General features: G+C 64.8%; 2 protein-coding genes (1 of these 2 only partly in view). Both read left to right on the top strand.

The features are described 5' to 3' along the window. Positions 1-4520 carry the final stretch of a non-ribosomal peptide synthetase gene (locus GTQ41_RS15215; RefSeq protein WP_047293834.1) on the top strand. Its footprint begins 8494 nt before the window's first position, so only the last 4520 of its 13014 coding nucleotides appear in the window; the start codon falls outside the window, past its left edge; it ends in the stop codon at positions 4518-4520. Then, positions 4517-22339 (top strand): non-ribosomal peptide synthase/polyketide synthase, encoded by a 17823-nt coding sequence (locus GTQ41_RS15210; RefSeq protein ID WP_217325301.1) that lies wholly within the window; start codon positions 4517-4519, stop codon positions 22337-22339. The genes GTQ41_RS15215 and GTQ41_RS15210 overlap by 4 nt, the downstream gene beginning before the upstream one ends.

The following is a 22339-nucleotide window of genomic DNA, read 5'->3' as shown; positions in this document are numbered from 1 at the left end:
ATCTGGCTTACGTGATCTACACCTCGGGTTCGACCGGCCAGCCGAAAGGCGTGATGGTCGAACACGCGACCCTGGAAAACCTTGTGCACTGGCACTGTGAGGCGTTCGACCTGCGCGCCGGCAGCCACACCGCCAGCGTCGCCGGTTGCGGTTTCGACGCGATGGCCTGGGAGGTCTGGCCGGCGCTGTGTGTCGGCGCGACCCTGCACCTGCCGCCGCCGTCGATCAGCAACGAACATCTGGATGAACTGCTCGACTGGTGGCGCGCGCAGCCGTTGCAGGTGAGCTTCCTGCCGACGCCGATTGCCGAATACGCCTTCAGTCGTGAACTGGGGCATCCGACCTTGCGCACGCTGTTGATCGGGGGCGACAAGTTGCGCCAGTTCCCGCGTGAGCAGACCTTTGCCGTGATCAACAACTACGGCCCGACCGAGGCTACGGTGGTCGCGACTTCCGGGCAAATCCATGCCGGGCAATTGCTGCACATCGGCCGGCCCATCAGCAACGCCAGGGTTTACTTGCTCGATGAACAGCAACGTCCGGTGCCGGTTGGCGTGGCGGGCGAGTTGTACGTCGGTGGCGCGGGGGTGGCCCGTGGTTATCTGAACCGTCCCCAGCTGACCGCCGAACGCTTCCTCGAAGACCCGTTCAGCGATGAGCCGCAGGCGCGCATGTACCGCACTGGCGATCTTGCGCGCTGGCTGGCCGACGGCAATATCGAGTACCTGGGGCGTAACGACGATCAGGTCAAACTGCGCGGCGTGCGGGTGGAACTGGGTGAAATCGAAGCCGCGCTGTCCAGCTATCCGGCGGTGCAGGACGCGGTGGTGCTGGTGCGCGAGGCGCGGTTGATCGCCTGGTTTACTGCCCGCACAACGGTCGATGTCGAGGATCTGCGCGCGCATTTGCAAGCGCGTCTGCCACAGGCACTGGTGCCGGCAGCTTACGTGCGGCTTGAGGCGCTGCCACTGACCGCCAACGGCAAACTCGACCGCAAGGCCTTGCCCGAACCGGATCAGGACGCCTGGCTCAGCCGCGAATACGCAGCGCCGCAAGGGCCGGTGGAAACTGCGCTGGCGCAGGTCTGGGCCGAGGTGCTGCAGGTCGAACAGGTCGGGCGTCACGACAACTTCTTTGAGCTGGGCGGGCATTCGCTGCTGGCGGTGACCCTGATCGAGCGCATGCGTCAGCTCGGCCTGAGCACCGACGTGCGCGTGCTGTTCAGCCAGCCGACCCTCGCCGCGCTGGCCGCCGCCGTCGGCAGCGGTCGCGAAGTCGCGGTGCCGGATAACCTGATTCCGTTTGGTTGCACACATATCACTCCAGACATGCTGACCCTGCTGCAACTGGATCAGCAGAGCATCGAGCGCACCGTTGCCACGGTGCCGGGCGGGGCCGCCAACGTGCAGGACATTTATCCGCTGGCGCCATTGCAGGAAGGGATTCTTTATCACCACTTGAGCGCCGCGCAGGGTGATCCGTACCTGCTGCAATCGCGCCTGGCGTTCGACAGCCTTGAACGCTTGCACGCCTTCGCCGCTGCGCTGCGTCAGGTCATGACCCGGCACGACATTCTGCGCACCGGCGTGGTCTGGGAAGGGTTGGCAACGCCGGTGCAAGTGGTCTGGCGCGAAGCCGAGCTGCCGCTGCAGGAGGTTGCATTCGATCCGGCGGGCGGTGATGTTCTGGCGCAATTGTATGAGCGTTTCGACGCGCGTCATTACCGCATAGACCTCAGTCAGGCGCCGCTGATTCGCCTGGTGTACGCGCAGGATCCGGCCAACGACCGGGTGGTCGCCATGCTGCTGTTTCATCACATCGCCATGGATCACACGGCGCTGGAAGTGGTGCAGCAGGAACTGCAGGCGCTGCTCTTCGGTCACGGCGAAGCCCTGATACCCGCCGTGCCGTATCGCAATTACGTGGCGCAGACCCGGCTGGGTGTCAGCGAGCAGGAACACGAAGCGTTCTTCCGCACGATGCTCGGCGAGATCGATGAGCCGACGCTGCCGTTCGGTCTGCTGGATGTGCACGGTGACGGCCATGACATCGAAGAAGTCCGTCAGCGCGTGCCCGAAGCCTTGGCGCGGCGCCTGCGCAGCCAGGCGCGGCAGCTGGGCGTGAGCGTCGCGAGCCTGTTCCATCTGGCGTATGCCCAGGTCTTGGCGGCAACCTCCGGACATGAGCGCGTGGTGTTCGGCACCGTGCTGCTTGGGCGGATGCAGGGCGGTACCGGCGCTGATCGCGGTCTGGGAATGTTCATCAACACGCTGCCGCTGCGGGTGGATCTGGGCGATGTTTCGGTGCGTGCCGGCGTGCGTGCGACCCATGCGCAACTGACGGCATTGCTCGGCCATGAACATGCGTCACTGGCATTGGCCCAGCGTTGCAGCGGCGTGGCAGCGCCGTCGCCGCTGTTCAGCGCGATGCTCAATTACCGACACAGCGTCAGCGAGGAACAGCAGCAGGCCACGCGTCTGAGCTGGCAGGGCATCGAAAATCTTTCCAGCGAAGAGCGCACCAACTATCCGCTGAGTCTCAATGTCGATGACCTGGGCGAAGGTTTTATCCTCACCGCCATGACCCCTTCGCGCATAGGCGCGGCACGGGTGTGTGGCTTTATGCAGCAGGCGCTGGCGGGACTGCTCGAGGCACTTGAACAGACACCGCAGCAGACCTTGAACCGCCTGCCGGTGCTGGCGGATGCCGAGCGCCAACAGTTGCTGTTCGGCTTGAATGCCACAGCGGTCGATTACGATTTGCAGCAGACGATTCATGAGCTGTTCGAAGCGCAAGTGGCGCGTTCGCCACAGGCCCCCGCCGTGGTTGCAGGTGAGCAGCAACTGAGCTACGCCGAACTCAACGCCCGGGCCAATCAACTGGCGCGGCATCTGCGCGGATTGGGCGTAGGGCCGGATGCGCGGGTGGCGATCTGCGTCGAACGCGGTCTGGACATGGTGGTCGGGCTGTTGGCGATTCTCAAGGCCGGCGGCGGGTATGTGCCGCTGGATCCGGCGTATCCGCTGGAGCGTCTGGCCTACATGCTGGAAGACAGCGCGCCGCTGGCGGTGCTGGTACAGGGTTCGACGCGTTCGTTGCTCGGCGATGTAGCGGTGCCGCTGATCGATCTGGATCAGCCGCACTGGCAGTCGCTGCCAACGGAAAACCTTTCTCTTGCAGAGTTGACCCCGCAGCACACCGCGTACGTGATCTACACCTCCGGCTCGACCGGCCAACCGAAAGGCGTGATCAACGAGCATCGCGGGGTGGTCAACCGCTTGCTGTGGATGCAGGACGCCTATCAACTGACCGCCAGCGACACGGTGTTGCAGAAAACCCCGTTCAGCTTCGACGTCTCGGTCTGGGAATTCTTCTGGCCGTTGATGACTGGCGCTCGATTGGTCATGGCCCGGCCCGAGGGGCACAAGGATCCGCAGTACCTCAGTGAAGTGATCGAACGCGAACACATCACCACGCTGCACTTCGTGCCGTCGATGCTCGACGTGTTTCTCGCTCACGCTGACACCGCACGTTGCAGCAGTCTGCGTCAGGTCATGTGCAGCGGCGAAGCCCTGCCGGGCAGCGTGGTGCGGCGCTTCAAACAGCAACTGCCGGGCAGCCAATTGCACAACCTCTACGGCCCGACTGAAGCGGCAGTGGACGTGACCGCGTGGAGTTGCGCCGGGCCGCTGGAGCAAACCCCGGACAACACGCCGATCGGCAAACCGATCGCCAACACCCGCATGTACATCCTCGATGCCCAGCAACAACCGGTGCCGCACGGCGTGGTCGGCGAGCTGTACATCGGTGGCGTACAGGTGGCGCGCGGTTATCTGAATCGCCCGCAGCTGAACGCCGAACGCTTCCTCGACGATCCGTTCCAGGCCAATGGGCGGATGTACCGCACCGGCGATGTCGCCCGCTATCTGGCGGACGGCAATATCGAATACCTGGGCCGCAACGACGATCAAGTGAAGATCCGTGGCCTGCGCATTGAACTCGGCGAGATCCAGGCGCGCCTGACCCAGATCGACGGCATTCAGGAAGCCGCCGTACTGGCTCGCGAAGACGTGCCGGGGGACAAGCGTCTGGTGGCGTATTACACCGGCGCACGGCTGGAAACCGACGTGCTGCGCAGCCATCTGCTGGAAAACCTGCCGGACTACATGGTGCCCGCGCTGTTCGTGCATCTCGATGCACTGCCGCTGAGCCCCAACGGCAAACTCGACCGCAAGGCGCTGCCGGCCCCCGATCAGGCGGCGCTGACCGCTCGTGCATACGAAGCCCCGGTCGGCGAAGTTGAAATCACCCTCGCACGGCTCTGGGCCGAGTTGCTCAACGTCGAGCGGGTGGGGCGCCACGATCATTTCTTTGAACTGGGTGGGCACTCGCTGCTGGCGGTCAGTCTGATCGGCCGGCTGCGTCAGGAAGGCATGGAAGCCGATGTCAGGTCGCTGTTCGAACATCCGACCCTGGCCGGCTACGCCGCAATTACCGAACGAATGGAGATCGTCCTGTGAACGTGATCGAACTGTTGGCCACATTGAAGGCCAAGGATATTCAGCTGGCGGTCGCGGACGACCAATTGCGGGTCAATGGCAACAAGCAGGCCTTGAACGACCCGGCGTTGCTGGCGCTGTTGCGCGAGCACAAACCGGCGCTGATCGAGCTGATCAAGACCGGGCAGTACTCGGCCAGCAAGCACGGGCAGGTCGAGGTGCCGGTCAACGGCATCGTTGCCGGCACCTCGCGCATCACCCCGGCGATGCTGACGCTGGTCGAACTCGACCAGACGACCATCGACCACCTCGTCGCACAAGTCCCTGGCGGCGCGGCCAACGTGCAGGACATCTACCCGCTGGCGCCGCTGCAGGAAGGCATCCTGTATCACCACGTCAGTGCCGGTGACGGTGATCCGTATGTCATGCAGTCGCATTTCGCCTTTGCCAGCCGCGAGCGTTTTCAAGCGTTCGCTCAAGCGCTGCAAGCGGTGATCGATCGCCATGACATTCTGCGCACCGCTGTGCATTGGGCCGGACTGGACGCGCCGGTGCAGGTGGTCTGGCGCCGCGCCGAACTGCCAGTGGAAGAGGTGACGTTGCCTGATGCAAATGGCGACGTGCTGGCGTATCTGCATGAGCGTTTCGACGCCCGGAACTTCCGCCTCGACGTGACCCAGGCGCCGCTGATGCGTCTGGCCCATGCCTGGGATGAAGCCGGGCAACGGGTGATCGCTACGCTGTTGTTCCATCACATGGCGCTCGACCACTCGGCCCTCGACGTGGTGCGCCACGAAATGCGCGCCTGCCTCACCGGGCAAAGTGAGCTGCTCGGGCGCCCGGTGCCGTTTCGCAACTACGTGGCGCAGGCGCGTCTGGGCGTCAGCGAGGCCGAGCACGAGGCGTTCTTCCGCGAGATGCTCAGCGACATCGACGAACCGACGCTGCCTTACGGCCTGCAGGACGTGCAGGGTGACGGCAGCGAAATCGTCGAACTCAGCGTGCCGGTGCCAACGTTATTGGGCCAGCGTCTGCGGGCGCAGGCGCGGACCCTTGGCGTGAGTGTCGCGAGCCTGTTCCACCTCGGCTGGGCGCAGGTGCTGGCCGCGCTGACCGGCAAGCAGCAGGTGGTGTTCGGCACCGTGCTGATGGGCCGCATGCAGGGCGCCGAGGCGATTGACCGGGCGCTGGGGATTTTCATCAACACCTTGCCGTTGCGGGTAAATGTCGACGGGCAGGATGTGCGCGCGGCCGTCAACGCCACCCACGCACGGCTGACCACGCTGATGCGTCACGAACACGCACCACTGGCCCTGGCTCAGCGCTGCAGTCACGTGGTGGCGCCGACGCCGCTGTTCAGCACACTGCTCAATTATCGCCACAGCCACAACGTCGCCACCGCCAGCGCCGAAACCCTCGCGGCGTGGGACGGCATCTCCACGTTGCACTCCGAAGAGCGCAGCAACTATCCGCTGACGATGAGCGTCGATGACCTCGGTGACGCCTTCAGCCTGACGCTGCTGGCCAGCACCGAGACCGATCCGCAGCGCATCTGCGACTACCTGCTCTGCGCACTGCAGAACCTGCTGCTTGCCCTGGAACAGGCGCCGCAGACACCGGTCAATCAATTGCCGGTCCTGCCGGCGGCAGAGCTTGAACAGGTATTGCGCGGCTTCAATGCGACTCAAGTGGATTTTCCTGCGCCACAGACTATCCAGCAACGCTTCGAGGCGCAGGTGGCCGAGCGGCCGGACGCGTTGGCGGCAGTGTTTGCCAACGTGCAGCTGACCTACGCCGAACTCAATCAGCAAGCCAACGCCTTGGCGCAGCATCTGATCGACCTGGGCGTGAAACCGGATGATCGCGTGGCGATCGTCGCCCGCCGTGGGCTGGACACCCTGGCCGGACTGGTGGCGATCCTCAAGGCCGGCGCCGGTTACGTGCCGATTGACCCGGCGCATCCAGCGGAGCGTTTGAACTACCTGCTCGACGACAGCGCGCCAGTCGCCGTACTGACCCAAAGCCATCTGCGCGAGCGACTGCCGGCGCTGACCGTGCCGGTGCTTGAACTCGACCGCTGCACTTGGCCGCTGACGGTCACGCAAAACCCGCAGGTTCCCGGTCTGAGCACCGTGCACCTGGCCTACGTGATCTACACCTCCGGCTCCACTGGCCTGCCCAAGGGGGTGATGGTCGAGCATCACACCTTGAGCAATCTGGTTGACTGGCACTGCGCGGCGTTCGACCTGTGTGCCGGGCGTCACACCTCAAGCCTCGCCGGGTTCGGCTTCGATGCGATGGCCTGGGAAGTCTGGCCGGCGCTGTGCGCGGGCGCGACCCTGCATCTGGCGCCGACTCACGAGGGTGGCGAAGACATCGACGCCTTGCTCGCCTGGTGGTGCGCGCAGCCGCTGGACGTGAGCTTCCTGCCGACGCCGGTGGCCGAATACGCCTTCAGCCAGAACCTCGAACACCCGACCCTGCGCACGCTGCTGATCGGCGGCGACCGCTTGCGTCAGTTCAATCGCCACCAGCATTTCGACGTGATCAACAACTACGGCCCGACCGAGGCCACGGTGGTCGCCACTTCGGGTCTGGTGCAAAGCGGCGATGCGCTGCACATCGGCAAACCGCTGAGCAATGCCACGGTGTACCTGCTTGACGAACAACAGCGCCCGGTGCCGCTTGGTGTGGCTGGCGAGTTGTACGTTGGCGGTGCCGGGGTCGCCCGCGGCTACCTGAATCGCCCGCAAATGACTGCCGAGCGCTTTCTGCGTGACCCGTTCAGCAGCGCACCCAACGCGCGGATGTACCGCACCGGTGACCTTGCGCGCTGGCGCGAGGACGGCAACCTCGAGTACCTGGGGCGCAACGACGATCAGGTGAAAATTCGCGGCGTACGCATCGAACTGGGCGAGATCGAAACCTGCCTCAACCAGTTGCCGGGGATTCAGGAGGCGGTGCTGCTGGCCCGCGAAGATCAACCCGGCCAGCCGCGACTGGTGGCCTACTTCACCGAACAGGCGCAGGTCGAAGCGCTGCCGGTGGGCGAGTTGCGCGCGCAATTGCTCAGCCGTTTGCCGGAGTACATGGTGCCGACCGCGTTCGTCAAACTCGCCGCGCTGCCGCTGACCGCCAACGGCAAGGTCGACCGCAAGGCCTTGCCGGCGCCGGATCTGGCGGCGTTGTTCACCCGTGAGTACGCGGCGCCCGAAGGCGAGGTGGAAACCGCGCTGGCGCAGATCTGGGCCGACGTGCTGCAAGTCGAGCGGGTCGGGCGTCAGGATCACTTTTTCGAACTCGGCGGGCATTCGTTGCTGGCGATGCGCATGGTTTCGCAAGTGCGCCAGCGCCTGGGTGTCGAACTGGCGCTGAGCGATCTGTTTGCCAACGCCGAACTGGCGGCGGTCGCCTCAGTGCTGAGCGAGGCCGGACGCTGTGCGCAACCGCAGATCGTGCCGGTACCGCGTGACGGCGCGTTGCCGCTGTCGTTCGCCCAGCAACGCTTGTGGTTCCTCGCGCAAATGGAAGGCGCCAACACCGCCTACAACATTCCCGTGGCCTTGCGGCTGCGTGGCCGTCTCGATGACGCGGCGCTGCAACGCGCACTGGCGCGGATCGTCGCCCGCCACGAAACCCTGCGCAGCCGCTTCGCGCAATTCAACGACGAAGCGCAGGTGCTGATCGCTCCGGTGGACACTGGTCTGTTACTGCGAATCGAAGACCTGCGCCAGCACCCGCAACCCGAGGAAACCCTGCAGGCACTGATTCAGGGCGAAGCCTCCGGGCCGTTCGACTTGCAGGACGATCCGTTGATTCGCGGGCGACTGGTGCGGTTGGCCGACGATCACCATGTACTGTTGCTGACCCTGCACCACATCATCTCTGACGGTTGGTCGATGGGCGTACTGACCCGCGAACTGATGGCGCTGTATCAGGCGTTCAGTCATGGCCAGCCGGATCCGTTGCCGCCGCTGGCGTTGCAGTACACCGACTACGCGGTGTGGCAGCGGCGCTGGCTCAGCGGCGAGGTGCTGCTGCGCCAGAGCGAGTACTGGCAACAGACCCTGGCCGGCGCCCCGGCGCTGTTGATGCTGCCCACCGATCGGCCGCGCCCGGCGCAGCAGGACTATGCCGGCAGCAGCGTTGCCGTCGTGCTCGACGAGCGCCTGAGCGCCGGGCTCAAAGCCTTGGGCCAGCGCCATGGCGTGACCCTGTACATGACGCTGATGAGTGCCTGGGCGATGCTGCTCAGCCGCTTGTCCGGGCAGGCTGAAGTGGTGATCGGTTCACCAGTGGCCAACCGCACCCGCGCCGAGATCGAAGGCCTGATCGGCATGTTCGTCAACACCCTGGCGCTGCGCATCGACACCTCGGGCGAGCTGAGCGTCGAAGCACTGCTGGCGCGGGTCAAGGCGCAAACCCTGCAAGCGCAGGCGCATCAGGATCTGCCGTTCGAGCAAGTGGTGGAAATCACCCGGCCCGTGCGCAGTCTGGCGCACAGCCCGTTGTTCCAGACCTTGCTCAGTTGGGATGGCCTCGAAAGCCCGGCGCTGGCCCTCGGCGAACTGACGCTGGAAGGCGTGGCCGAACCGAGCCACTTCGCCAAGTTCGACCTGTCACTGAGCCTCAGTGAGTCCAACGGCATCATTCGCGGATCGCTGGAATACGCCACGGCGTTGTTTGACCAGAGCACGGTCGAGCGCTTCGTCGGTTATTTCCAGCGCCTGTTGCAGGCGATGGTCGCCAACGATCAGGCGCTGCTGGAACAGGCGCCGCTGCTGGCGGCGGAGGAACAGCAGCGTTTGTTGGTCGAGTTCAATGCCACGGCGGTCGATTACAACCTTGAGCAGACCATTCACGGCTTGTTCGAGGCGCAAGTGGCGCGCTCGCCGCTGGCACCAGCGGTGGTCGCGGGGGAGCAGCAACTGAGTTACGCCGAACTCAATGCCCGGGCCAATCAACTGGCGCGGCACCTGCGTGAATTGGGTGTAGGGCCGGATGCGCGGGTGGCGATCTGCGTCGAACGCGGTCTGGACATGGTGGTCGGGCTGTTGGCGAACCTCAAGGCCGGCGGCGGGTATGTGCCGCTGGATCCGGCGTATCCGCTGGAGCGTCTGGCCTACATGCTGGAAGACAGTGCGCCGCTGGCGGTGCTGGTGCAGGGAACCACGTGTCCGGTGCTTGGCGAAGTCGCTGTGCCGGTGATCGATCTGGATCAGCCGCACTGGCAATCGCTGCCGACGGACAATCTATCGCTCGCTGAGCTGACCCCGCAGCACACCGCGTACGTGATCTACACCTCCGGCTCTACTGGCCAGCCGAAAGGCGTGATCAACGAACATCGCGGGGTCGTCAATCGCCTGCTGTGGATGCAGGACGCCTATCAACTGACCGCCAGCGACACGGTGTTGCAGAAAACCCCGTTCAGCTTCGACGTCTCGGTGTGGGAGTTCTTCTGGCCGCTGATGACCGGCGCCCGATTGGTCATGGCCCGACCCGAGGGGCATAAGGATCCGCTGTATCTCAGCGACATCATCGAGCGCGAACACATCACCACGCTGCACTTCGTGCCGTCGATGCTCGATGTATTCCTCGCTCATGCTGATACCGCACGTTGCAGCAGTCTGCGTCAGGTGATGTGCAGCGGCGAAGCCCTGCCGGGCAGCGTGGTACGGCGTTTCAAACAGCAACTGCCGGGCAGCGAACTGCATAACCTCTACGGCCCGACTGAAGCGGCAGTGGACGTGACCGCGTGGAACTGCGCCGGGCCGCTGGAACAAACGCCAGACAACACACCGATCGGCAAACCGATTGCCAACACCCGGATGTACATCCTCGATGCCCAGCAACAACCGGTTCCGCACGGCGTGGTCGGTGAGCTGTACATTGGTGGCGTACAGGTGGCGCGCGGTTATCTGAATCGCCCGGAACTGAATGCCGAGCGCTTCCTCGACGATCCGTTCCAGAGCAATGGGCGGATGTACCGCACGGGTGACGTCGCCCGCTATCTGGCGGACGGCAATATCGAGTACCTCGGTCGCAACGACGATCAGGTGAAGATTCGTGGTTTGCGCATCGAGCTCGGCGAGATTCAGGCGCGTTTGACCCAGATCGACGGCATTCAGGAAGCCGCCGTATTGGCCCGTGAGGACGCGCCGGGCGAGAAACGTCTGGTCGCGTACTACACCGGGGCACCGCTGGAAATCGAAACACTGCGCAGCCATCTGCTGGAAAACCTGCCGGACTACATGGTGCCTGTCGTATTCGTGCATCTTGATGCATTGCCGCTGAGCCCCAACGGCAAACTCGACCGCAAGGCGTTGCCGGCGCCGGATCTGGCGGCGCTGACCACCCGTGAATATGAAGCGCCGGTCGGCGAAGTGGAAATCGCCCTCGCGCAGCTTTGGGCTGAACTGCTCAAGGTTGAGCGGGTAGGGCGCCATGACCATTTCTTTGAATTGGGCGGGCACTCGCTGTTGGCGGTCAATCTGGTCGCGCGCATGCGTCGCGCCGGTCTGACGGCCGACATCCGCGTGCTGTTCAACCAACCGACCCTCGCCGCACTGGCCGCTGCGGTGGGCGGTGAACCGGAGGCCGAAGTCGCGGCCAACCTCATCACCACGGACTGCACACGCATCACTCCCGAGCTGCTGCCACTGGTGACGCTCGACCAGCCGAGCATTGACCGCATCGTCGCCAGCATCCCCGGCGGCGTGGCCAATGTGCAGGACATTTACCCGCTGGCGCCGTTGCAGACCGGCATCCTCTTTCATCACTTGTCCGCCGCCCAGGGCGATCCGTATGTGTTGCAGGCGCAGTTTGCCTTTGCCGACGAGCAGCGCCTGAACAGCTTCACTCAAGCCTTGCAGAAGGTGATCCAGCGTCACGACATCCTGCGCACCTCGCTGTTCTGGGACCGCCTGCAAGACCCGGTGCAAGTGGTCTGGCGTGAGGCGCCGCTGGCGTGCGAAGCGCTGGAACTGAATGGCGCGGACGGCGATGTACTCGAGCAATTGCGCCGGCGTTTCGACGCTGCGCAGTACCGCCTGGCCGTCAATCAGGCGCCGCTGATGCGCGTGGTGCACGCCTGGGATTCAGCCAATCAGCGGGTGGTGGCGTTGTTGCTGTTCCATCACCTGGTCATGGACCACGTGGCGCTGGAGGTGCTGCAACACGAGATGCAGGCGTTCCTGATCGGTCAGCCGCAGCGTCTGGCTGAGCCGGTGCCGTATCGCAATTACGTGGCGCACACCCTGTCGGGGCTGAGCGACCAGCAGCACGAAGCGTTCTTCCGCGAGATGCTCGGCGACGTCGACGAACCCACCTTGCCTTACGGGCAGAACCCGGCGCAGGAAGGGCTGGCCACGCAGGCCCGGTTGAGCCTCGACGCCACGCTGAGCCGCAACCTGCGCAGTCAGGCGCGGCGCCTGGGTGTCAGCGCTGCAAGTCTGATGCACCTGGCATGGGCGCAGGTACTGGGGCCATTGTCCGGTCGTGACGACGTGGTGTTCGGTACGGTATTGCTCGGTCGCTTGCAGGGCGGCGAGGGCGCCGAACGGGCGCTCGGGGTGTTCATCAATACCTTGCCGCTGCGTATCGATCTGCGCGCGCACAGCATCAAGGGCGCAGCACTGGCGACGCATCAATTACTCAGCCAGTTGCTGCAGCACGAACACGCACAACTGGCGCGCATTCAGCATTGCAGCGCCATGGCGCCGAGCACGCCGCTGTTCAGCACGTTGTTCAATTACCGTCATGGTGCCTCGGCAGGTGGCGGTTCTGCCGAGGCCCGGGCGGCCTGGCAGGGCATGCAATTGCTCGAGGCCGAGGAGCACAGCAACTACCGCCTGACCCTCAGCGTCGACGACCTCGGCGAAGGCTTCAGCCTGACCGCACTGGCGGGCGCCGGCATCGACGCGCGGCGCACTTGCGCTTATTTGCAATGCGCCTTGCACGCGCTGGTGGAGGCGCTGGAGCACTCGCCGCATCAAGGCTTTGAACGGCTGTCGATCTTGCCGGGCGCCGAGCGCGAGCAGGTGTTGCACACCTTCAACGCGACCCGCGCCGATTACCCGCAGGGGCTGACGATCGCCCAGCGTTTCGAGCAGCAAGCCATTGAACGGCCGCAGGCGCTGGCAGCGGTGTTTGCCGGTGCCTCGCTGAGCTATGCCGAGTTGAACCGCCAGGCCAACATGCTGGCGCATCATCTGATTGCATCGGGTGTACAGCCTGACGACCGCGTGGCCATCGTCGCCCGGCGCGGTCTCGATACGCTGGTCGGGCTGGTGGCGATTCTCAAGGCGGGCGCCGGTTATGTGCCGGTGGATCCGGCGCACCCGGCGGAGCGCCTGAGCTATCTGCTGCAAGACAGTGCGCCCGTCGCGGTGCTGAGCCAAAGCGATCTGCATGAACGCCTGCCGGCATTGTCGGTGCCGCTGATCGACCTTGATCTGCGCCAATGGCCAAACGAGCCCATCGACAACCCGTCGCTGCCGGCCCTGACCCCGCAGCACCTGGCCTATGTGATCTACACCTCCGGCTCCACTGGCCTGCCGAAGGGCGTGATGGTCGAGCATCAGACCCTGAGCAACCTGGTGGACTGGCACTGCGCGGCCTTCGATCTGCACGCTGGCAGCCATACTTCAAGCCTGGCCGGGTTCGGCTTCGACGCCATGGCCTGGGAAGTCTGGCCGGCCTTGTGCATTGGCGCGACCGTGCATCTGGCGCCAAACCATGACGGCAACGAAGACATCGACGCGCTGCTGATCTGGTGGCGTGCGCAGCCGCTGGACGTGAGCTTCCTGCCGACCCCGGTAGCCGAATACGCCTTCAGTCAGGAGCCGGCGCATCCGACCCTGAAAACCCTGTTGATCGGCGGCGATCGTCTGCGCCAGTTCAACCGCAACCAGCCGTTCCGGGTGATCAATAACTATGGCCCGACCGAGGCCACGGTGGTGGCGACCTCCGGCCTGATCGAGGCGGGCGACGTCTTGCACATTGGTAAACCGGTGAGCAATGCCACGGTGTATCTGCTCGACGCGCAGCAACGCCCGGTGCCGCTGGGGGTGATCGGCGAGTTGTATGTCGGCGGTGCCGGCGTGGCCCGGGGTTACCTGAACCGTCCGCAGATGACCGCCGAACGCTTTCTGCGCGATCCGTTCAGCAGCGTGCCAAATGCACGTCTGTACCGCACCGGCGACCTGGCGCGCTGGCGCGAGGACGGCACGCTTGAATACCTCGGGCGCAACGACGATCAGGTGAAAATCCGTGGCGTGCGTATCGAGTTGGGCGAGATCGAAACCCGGCTCAATCAGCTCGACGGCGTTCAAGACGCGGTGCTGCTGGCCCGAGAGGATGAACCCGGCCAGCCACGTCTGGTGGCGTATTTCACCGAACAGGGCGACGCGCTGAGCGTTGGCGATCTGCGCGCCCGACTGTTGGCGCAACTGCCGGAGTACATGGTGCCGGCGGCGTTCGTCAGGCTTGACGCATTACCGCTGACCGCCAACGGCAAGGTCGACCGCAAGGCGCTGCCAAAGCCGCAGCAGACTGCGCTGTTCAGCCGCGCATACGTCGAACCGCAAGACGCGCTGGAAACCGCGCTGGCGCAGATCTGGGCCGAGGTGCTGCAGGTCGAGCGGGTCGGTCGGCATGATCACTTCTTCGAACTCGGCGGCCATTCGCTGCTGGCCATGCGCATGGTCGCGCAGGTGCGTCAGCAACTGGGGCTGGAACTGGTGATGGCCGATCTGTTCGCCAACCCTGAACTGGCGGCGGTCGCCGAGTGCCTGTGCGTAGCGCAGGTCAGTAGCCAACCGCCGATCGTCGAGGTGCCGCGTGACGGCACGCTGTCCTTCGCCCAGCAGCGCCTGTGGTTTCTCGCGCAAATGGACGGCGGCAATTCGGCGTACAACATTCCGCTTGGCCTGCGCCTGCGTGGACGGCTCGATGTCGAAGCCTTGCAGCGCGCGCTGACGCAGATCGTTGCGCGCCACGACACCCTGCGCAGCCGTTTCGTCAGCGTCGACGATCAGGCGCAGGTGACGATTGCACCGGTCGATTGCGGCCTGCTGTTGCAGATGGAAGACCTGCGCCAGGACCCACAGGCCGAAGCCACGGTGCAGGCACTGCTCGCGCAGGAAGCCGCGACGGCCTTCGATCTGCAGCACGATCCGCTGATTCGCGGACGCCTGATACGTCTGGCCGACGAGCATCAAGTGCTGTTGCTGACCGTGCATCACATCGTCGCCGACGGCTGGTCGATGGGAGTGCTGACCCGTGAGCTGATGGCGCTGTATCAGGCCTTCAGCCACGGTCAACCGGATCCATTGCCGCCACTGGCGCTGCAATATGGCGACTACGCCGTGTGGCAGCGGCGCTGGCTCAGCGGTGACGTGCTGCAGCGGCAAAGCGATTACTGGCAGCAGACCCTCGACGGCGCGCCGGCGTTGCTGACCCTGGCCACCGACCGTCCGCGTCCGCCACAGCAGGACTTCGCCGGCAGCAGCGTCGAAGTACGGCTCGACGAGCGTCTGAGTGCCGGGCTCAAAGCCTTGAGTCAACGGCACGGCGTGACCCTGTTCATGACCCTGATGAGTGCCTGGTCGCTGTTGCTGAGTCGGTTGTCAGGGCAGTCCGATGTGGTGATCGGCTCGCCGGTGGCCAACCGCACCCGGGCCGAGATCGAAGGCCTGATCGGCATGTTCGTCAACACCCTGGCCCTGCGTATCGACACTTCGGGCGAGCCGAGCGTTGCTGCGCTGCTGGCACGGGTCAAGGCGCGCACGCTGGAGGCGCAGGCGCATCAGGATCTGCCGTTCGAGCAAGTGGTGGACATCGCCCGGCCGGCGCGCAGTCTGGCGCACAGCCCGCTGTTCCAGACCACGCTGAGTTGGGACAGCAGCGTCGGCCCGCACCTGGCGCTGGGCGATCTGAGTCTTGAAGCTGTGGCTGCGCCGGGCCGGGTGGCCAAGTTCGACCTGACCCTGACCCTGGGTGAGGTCAAAGGGGTGATTCGCGGTTCGCTGGAATACGCCACGGCGTTGTTCGATCACGCGACCGTCGAGCGCTATGTCGGCTACTTGCAGCGCCTGCTGGCGGCGATGGTCAACGATGAGCAGACAGTGCTGGAGCGGGTGCCGTTACTCGCCGAGTCTGAGCGGCAGCGCTTGCTCTACGACTTCAACGCCACCGCACGCGAATACCCGCAGGCCCTGACCGTGCACGGGATTTTCCAGCAGCAGGCAGCGGCGCATCCCAAGGCGGTGGCGGCGGTGCATGGCGAGCATTCGCTGAGCTACTTCGAGCTGAACGCCCAGGCCAACCGCCTGGCGCATCACTTGATCAGCCAAGGCGTGCAGCCGGGCGATCACGTGGCGATCCTGCTGCCGCGCTCGCTGGAACTGCTGGTGGCGCAACTGGCGATTGCCAAATGCGCGGCGGCCTATGTGCCGCTGGACATCAATGCCCCGAGCGAGCGGCAGGCGTTCATGGTCGAGGACTGTCAGGCAGCGGCGTTGCTGACCCTCAGCCGTGAAGTCATCGACTACGCTGCGCCACGCATCGACCTCGACCGCTTGACCCTCAGCGGCCAACCGACGCATAACCCGAATCTGGCGCAGTCCTCGGAGGCGCTGGCGTACATCATGTACACCTCCGGTTCCACCGGCGCCCCGAAAGGCGTGATGGTGCCGCACCGCGCCATCGGCCGCCTGGTGCTGAACAACGGTTACGCCGATTTCAATGCGCAGGACCGCGTGGTATTCGCCTCCAACCCGGCGTTCGACGCCAGCACCATGGACATCTGGGGGCCATTGCTCAATGGCGGGCGCGTGGTGGTCATCGATCACCAGACCTTGCTTGATCCGAACGCCTTTGGCCGCGAGTTGAGCGCAACCGGGGCGACGGTGCTGTTCGTCACCACTGCGCTGTTCAACCAGTACGTGCAGTTGATTCCGCAGGCGCTCAAGCGCCTGCGCATTCTGTTGTGTGGCGGTGAGCGTGGCGATCCGGCGGCGTTCCGTCGACTGCTGGCCGAGGCGCCAGAGTTGCGCATCGTGCATTGCTACGGTCCGACCGAAACCACCACTTACGCGACGACGTTTGAAGTGCGTGAAGTGGCGGAAAACGCCGAGAGCGTGCCGATTGGCGGGCCGATCTCCAACACCCAGGTGTACGTGCTCGACGCGCACCAGCAACCGGTGCCGATGGGCGTGACTGGCGAGTTGTACATCGGCGGGCAGGGCGTGGCGCTGGGTTACCTGAACCGCGCCGATCTGACCGCCGAAAAGTTTCTGCGTGATCCGTTCAGCGAGCAACCGGGCGCGTTGCTGTATCGCACCGGCGACCTCGCACGCTGGCTGGCCCCGGGGCAGCTCGATTGCATCGGGCGCAATGACGATCAGGTGAAGATCCGTGGTTTCCGCATCGAGCTTGGGGAAATCGAAAACCGTCTGCTCAACTGCCAAGGGATCAAGGAGGCCGTGGTGCTGGCGCGCCGCGATGGTCAGGACATCACCCGTCTGGTGGCGTACTACACCGCGCACGCCGGGCGCCTGGACAGCGCGGATCTGCACGCGCAGTTGCTGGTGCGACTGCCGGAATACATGGTGCCGAGCGCGTGGGTGCAATTGGAGGTCCTGCCGTTGAATAACAACGGCAAGGTCGACCGCAAGGCGCTGCCGGCGCCGACGCAGGCAGCGATGCTCAGCCGGGTGTATGTCGCGCCGATCTCGGCGCTGGAACACCATTTGGCACGGATCTGGGCTGGCTTGCTGCGGGTTGAACAGGTCGGTCGTCACGACAACTTCTTCGAACTGGGCGGGCATTCGTTGCTGGCGATGCGCATGCTGTCGCAGGTGCGCCAGCAGTTGGGCGTCGAGCTGACACTCGCCGAGCTGTTCGCCAACCCCGAGCTGGCCGCTGTCGCCGAGGTGCTGAGCCGGGCGGGGCGCAGCACCTTGCCGGAGATTTTGCCGGCACCGCGTGATCAGCGATTGCCGCTGTCCTTCGCCCAGCAACGCCTGTGGTTCCTGGCGCAGATGGACGGCGGCCACAGCGCCTACAACATCCCGGTCGGTCTGCGCCTGCGCGGTCGACTGGATGAAGACGCGCTGCAGCGGGCACTGGCACGCATCGTTGCGCGTCACGAAACCCTGCGCAGCCGCTTCAGACAGATCGACGATCAGCCGCAGGTGCTGATTTTGCCGGCCGAAACCGGTCTGTTGCTGGCGGTAGAAGACCTGCGCCAGCACCCGCAGGCTGACAATGCCTTGCGCGGTCTGATCGAGGAGCAGGCCTGCGCCTCGTTCAATCTGCAGCACGATGCGCTGTTGCGCGGACGTCTGGTGCGTCTGGCTGATGATCATCATGTGCTGTTGCTGACGCTGCACCACATCATCGCCGATGGCTGGTCGATGGGCGTACTGACCCGTGAGCTGGCGGCGTTGTATCAGGCGTTCAGCCGTGGCGAAGACGATCCGCTGCCGCCGCTGGCGCTGCAATACACCGACTATGCGGTGTGGCAACGGCGCTGGCTCAGTGGCGAGGTGCTGCAGCGCCAGAGCGATTACTGGCAGCAGACCCTGGCTGGTGCGCCGGCCTTGCTGAGCCTGCCCACTGACCGTCCGCGTCCGCCGCAGCAGGACTATTCCGGCAGCCGCGTCGACATACTGCTCGATCAACACTTGAGCACCGGTTTGAAAGCCTTGTGTCAGCGTCGTGCGGTGACGCCGTACATGGTGATCATGAGCGCCTGGGCGATGCTGCTCAGCCGTTTGTCCGGGCAGAGCGACGTGGTGATCGGCTCGCCGGTAGCCAACCGCAACCGCGCGGAGATCGAAGGCCTGATCGGCATGTTCGTCAACACCCTGGCGCTGCGCATCGACACCTCGGGCGAGCCGAGCGGCGAGGCGCTGTTGGCGCGGGTCAAGGCGCAAACCCTGGCGGCTCAGGCGCATCAGGATCTGCCGTTCGAGCAAGTGGTGGACATCAGCAAACCGGTCCGCAGTCTGTCGCACAGCGCGTTGTTCCAGACCATGCTCAGTTGGGACAACAACGACGATCCGAGCCTGACCCTCGGCGACCTGACCCTGGAAGGCGTGGCCGGCGACAGCCATTTTGTGAAATTCGACCTGTCGCTGAGCCTTGGCGATTCCCACGACGGCATTCGCGGTTCGTTGCGCTATGCCACGGCGCTGTTCGATGAGTCGACGGTGCAGCGTTTCGTCGGCTACTTCCAGCGGCTGCTGGCGGCGTTGGTCAACGATGATCAGGTGCTGTTGACGCAGGTGCCGTTGCTGACGACGGATGAGCGTCAGCGCGTGCTGGTGGATTTCAACGCCACCGAAGTCGATTGCCCGCTGGAACAACCGCTGCACGGCTTGTTCGAAGCGCAGGCGCGCCGGAAACCAGAGGCTGTCGCGCTGCAATCCGCACAGGGAAATCTGACCTACCGCGAGCTCAATCAGCGCGCCAATCGCCTGGCCCGGCACCTGCGCGCACAAGGTGTGCAACCGGATGCGCGGGTGGCGATCTGCGTCGAGCGCGGGCTGGATCTGGTGGTCGGTCTGCTCGGCATTCTCAAGGCTGGTGGTGCCTATGTGCCGCTGGATCCGGGGTATCCGGCGGAGCGTCTGGCCTACATGCTCAAGGACAGCGCGCCGGTGGCGGTGCTGGTGCAAACGGCGACTCGCGGGTTGTTCGATGAAGGTGCCGCGGCGTTGATCGACCTGGATCACGGCAGTTGGCAACATTTGCCGGATCACGATTCGCCAGTGCCGGGCCTCAGCGCCTCGAACCTCGCCTACATGATCTACACCTCGGGTTCGACCGGGTTGCCGAAAGGCGTGATGATCGAGCATCGCAGTGCCTGCAACATGGTGCATTGGGGTTCGCAGCTCAGTCCGCCGACCGAACACGGTGCGCTGCTGCAAAAGGCGCCGTTCAGCTTCGACAGTTCGGTGTGGGAGATCTTCTGGCCGCTGTGTTCCGGGATGCGATTGGTACTGGCGCGGCCGGACGGCAATCGCGATTCGGCGTATGTGGTGCAGACCATTCGTGAGCAGCAGGTGACGGTGGTCAAGTTTGTGCCTGCCTTGCTGCAGCAGTTCATCGAGCAGGACGGTGTCGAGCAATGCACCAGCCTGACCGATGTGCTCAACGGTGGCGGCGAACTCAGCGCGGCGTTGGCCCGCCAAGTGCGTGATCGCCTGCCGTGGGTGCGGTTGCACAACGTTTATGGCCCGACCGAAACTACTGTGGACAGCACGGGCTGGACGCTGGAACCGGACATGCCGGTGCCGGAGAGCGTGGTGCCAATCGGTACAGCCTTGAGCAACACGCGGCTGTACGTGCTCGATGCGTACGGTCAACCGGTACCGCAAGGTGTCAGCGGGGAGTTGCACATCGGCGGCGTCGGCGTGGCGCGCGGTTATCACGGTTTGCCGGAAATGCAGGCCGAGCGCTTCATCGACAGCCCGTTTGTGGCGGGGGATCGGCTGTATCGCACGGGAGATCTGGCGCGCTACAACAATCACGGCGAGCTGGAATTCCTTGGTCGCAACGACTTCCAGATCAAGCTGCGGGGCTTGCGTCTGGAGCCGGGAGAAATCGAGGCACGGTTGATCGAGCATTCGGCGATTCGCGAGGCGGTGGTGATGGTCCGAGATGAGCGTCTGGTGGCCTGGTACACCGTGCGCGCCGGCATCGACGCGCCGTCACTGGAAACCCTGCGCGCGCATGTGCTGGAACGTTTGCCCGAGTATATGGTGCCGGGCGCGTTCGTGCGACTCGACGCCTTGCCACTGACGCCAAACGACAAGATCGACCGCAAAGCCTTGCCGGAGCCGGGTGCAGACGCCGTTATCAATCGCCCATACGTAGCGCCACAGGGTGAAGTTGAAACCACGCTGGCGCAGATCTGGGGCGAGGTGCTGGGCGTCGAGCAGGTCGGACGGCACGACAACTTCTTCGAGCTGGGCGGGCATTCGTTGCTGGCGGTGAAACTGGTCAATCTGCTGCAACGGGCCGGGCTGCAACTGTCGCTGGCCGAGCTGTTCCAGCACCCGAGCATCGAGTCTGCCGCCGTGCTGCTCAATCAGGGCGAGGCACTCAGTCAGCCTGACGGGCTGGTCGTGGTGCGCGCCGGGGAACACGGTACGCCGCTGTTCCTGATGCATGAGTTCAGCGGCCGCGACGTGTATTTCCCGACGCTGGCCCAGCACATCGGTGGCGAGTTCCCGATTTACGGCCTGCCCGGTGTGCCGCTGGGGCAAGCGCCATTGCGCACGCTGGAGTGCATGGCGCAGCGCATGGTCGGCATCATCCGTGCGGTGCAGCCACATGGGCCGTATCGGCTGGCGGGCTGGTCGTTCGGCGGGGTGCTGGCGCATGAGGTCGCGCAGCAATTGCTCGGTCTCGATGAACCGGTGGAGTTTATCGGCATGCTCGACAGCTATGCGCCAAACCCGCTCGCCCAAGACAAGGCCATGTGGAGCGGCGAGGGCCTCGACAAGCGCCAGTTGCTCGGCCATTGCCGTGGCCGTTCGCTGATGCTCGGTGCTGAAAGCGAGGCGGCACTGGCGGCAGTGCAAGCGCTGGAAGCGCAAGTCGAACAACTGGACTTCCCCGAGCTGTTCCAGCGCTGTCAGACGCAGCAACTGACCGATCCGGAACTGGCCACGGTCAGCGCGGCGGACGCCTGGCATTACTTTGATCGCGAAGCGGCGCATCGTCTGGCGCTGGCGCATTACCGGGTCAGCCCGGCGAGCCAGCCGATCCACTTGTTCCGTGCTCAGGAGCGGATGGACGGCCAGTCATTGCCGAGCCCGACGCGCGGCTGGGAAGAGCGCTTCGACACTCGCTTGCTGCGCTGCATCGACATCCCCGGCGATCACCGGACCATGATGAAGCATCCGCACATTCAGGCACTCGGTCAGGCCATTACCGGGGCGCTGGAAACCCTGGTGACGCCGCAGCCGACACGGTATCAACCGCTGCTGACGATTCAGACCGGGCAGCCGGGGCATGCGCCGATTTTCTGCGTGCCGGGGGCGGGTGACAGTGTCACCGGGTTCATTCACCTGACCGAGGCTATCGGCCCGGAATGGCCGATCATCGGCCTGCAACCCCGCGGGCTGGACGGCGTCAGTGTGCCGCACAGCGCGGTCGAAGCCGCTGCCGCGTTCTACCTGCAGGCCATCGAGCAGATTCACCCGCAAGGGCCGCTGCACCTGATCGGCCATTCGTTCGGCGGCTGGGTCGCGCATGCCATGGCGGCGCAGTTGCAGGCGGCCGGGCGCGTGGTGGCGTCGCTGACCTTGATCGACAGCGAGGCGCCGGGCGCTGACGGCACGGCGGGCAAGCCGTACACCGCGACTGCGGTGCTGCAACGGCTGATCGACACCTTGCAGTTGTCCTGTGGCAAATCGCTGGGCATCGATCCGGCGACCTTCGCCAACGCCGATGACAGCACACAACTGCGCCTGCTGCATGAAGGCATGGTGCGCGCCGGGGTGTTGTCGGAGCGCGCGGCGCCGGATGCGATGCACGGCCCGGTCCGCACATTCGCCAGCGCCTTGCGCACGGTCTATCAACCGCGTCTGGCCTATACCGGGCCAGTGCGGCTGGTGCTGGTCGATGACCCGACGCTGGACGAGTGGGGCAATCAGCGTGAGCAGGCGGCGATGCTCGAAGGCTGGCAGCGGCAGGTCAGTGATCTGGCGGTGTGGTACGGGCCGGGCAACCACTTCACGATTCTCAAGGCACCCAACGTCTTCAGTTTCGCCGCGTGGTGGCATGACGGTCTGGCGCTGGCGGTCGGCGAAGCGCTGTCCTGA

The organism is Pseudomonas sp. AN-B15 (assembly GCF_019056475.1).
GTDB classification, from domain to species: domain Bacteria; phylum Pseudomonadota; class Gammaproteobacteria; order Pseudomonadales; family Pseudomonadaceae; genus Aquipseudomonas; species Aquipseudomonas parakoreensis.
This window is presented reverse-complemented; position numbering and strand designations above follow the sequence as displayed.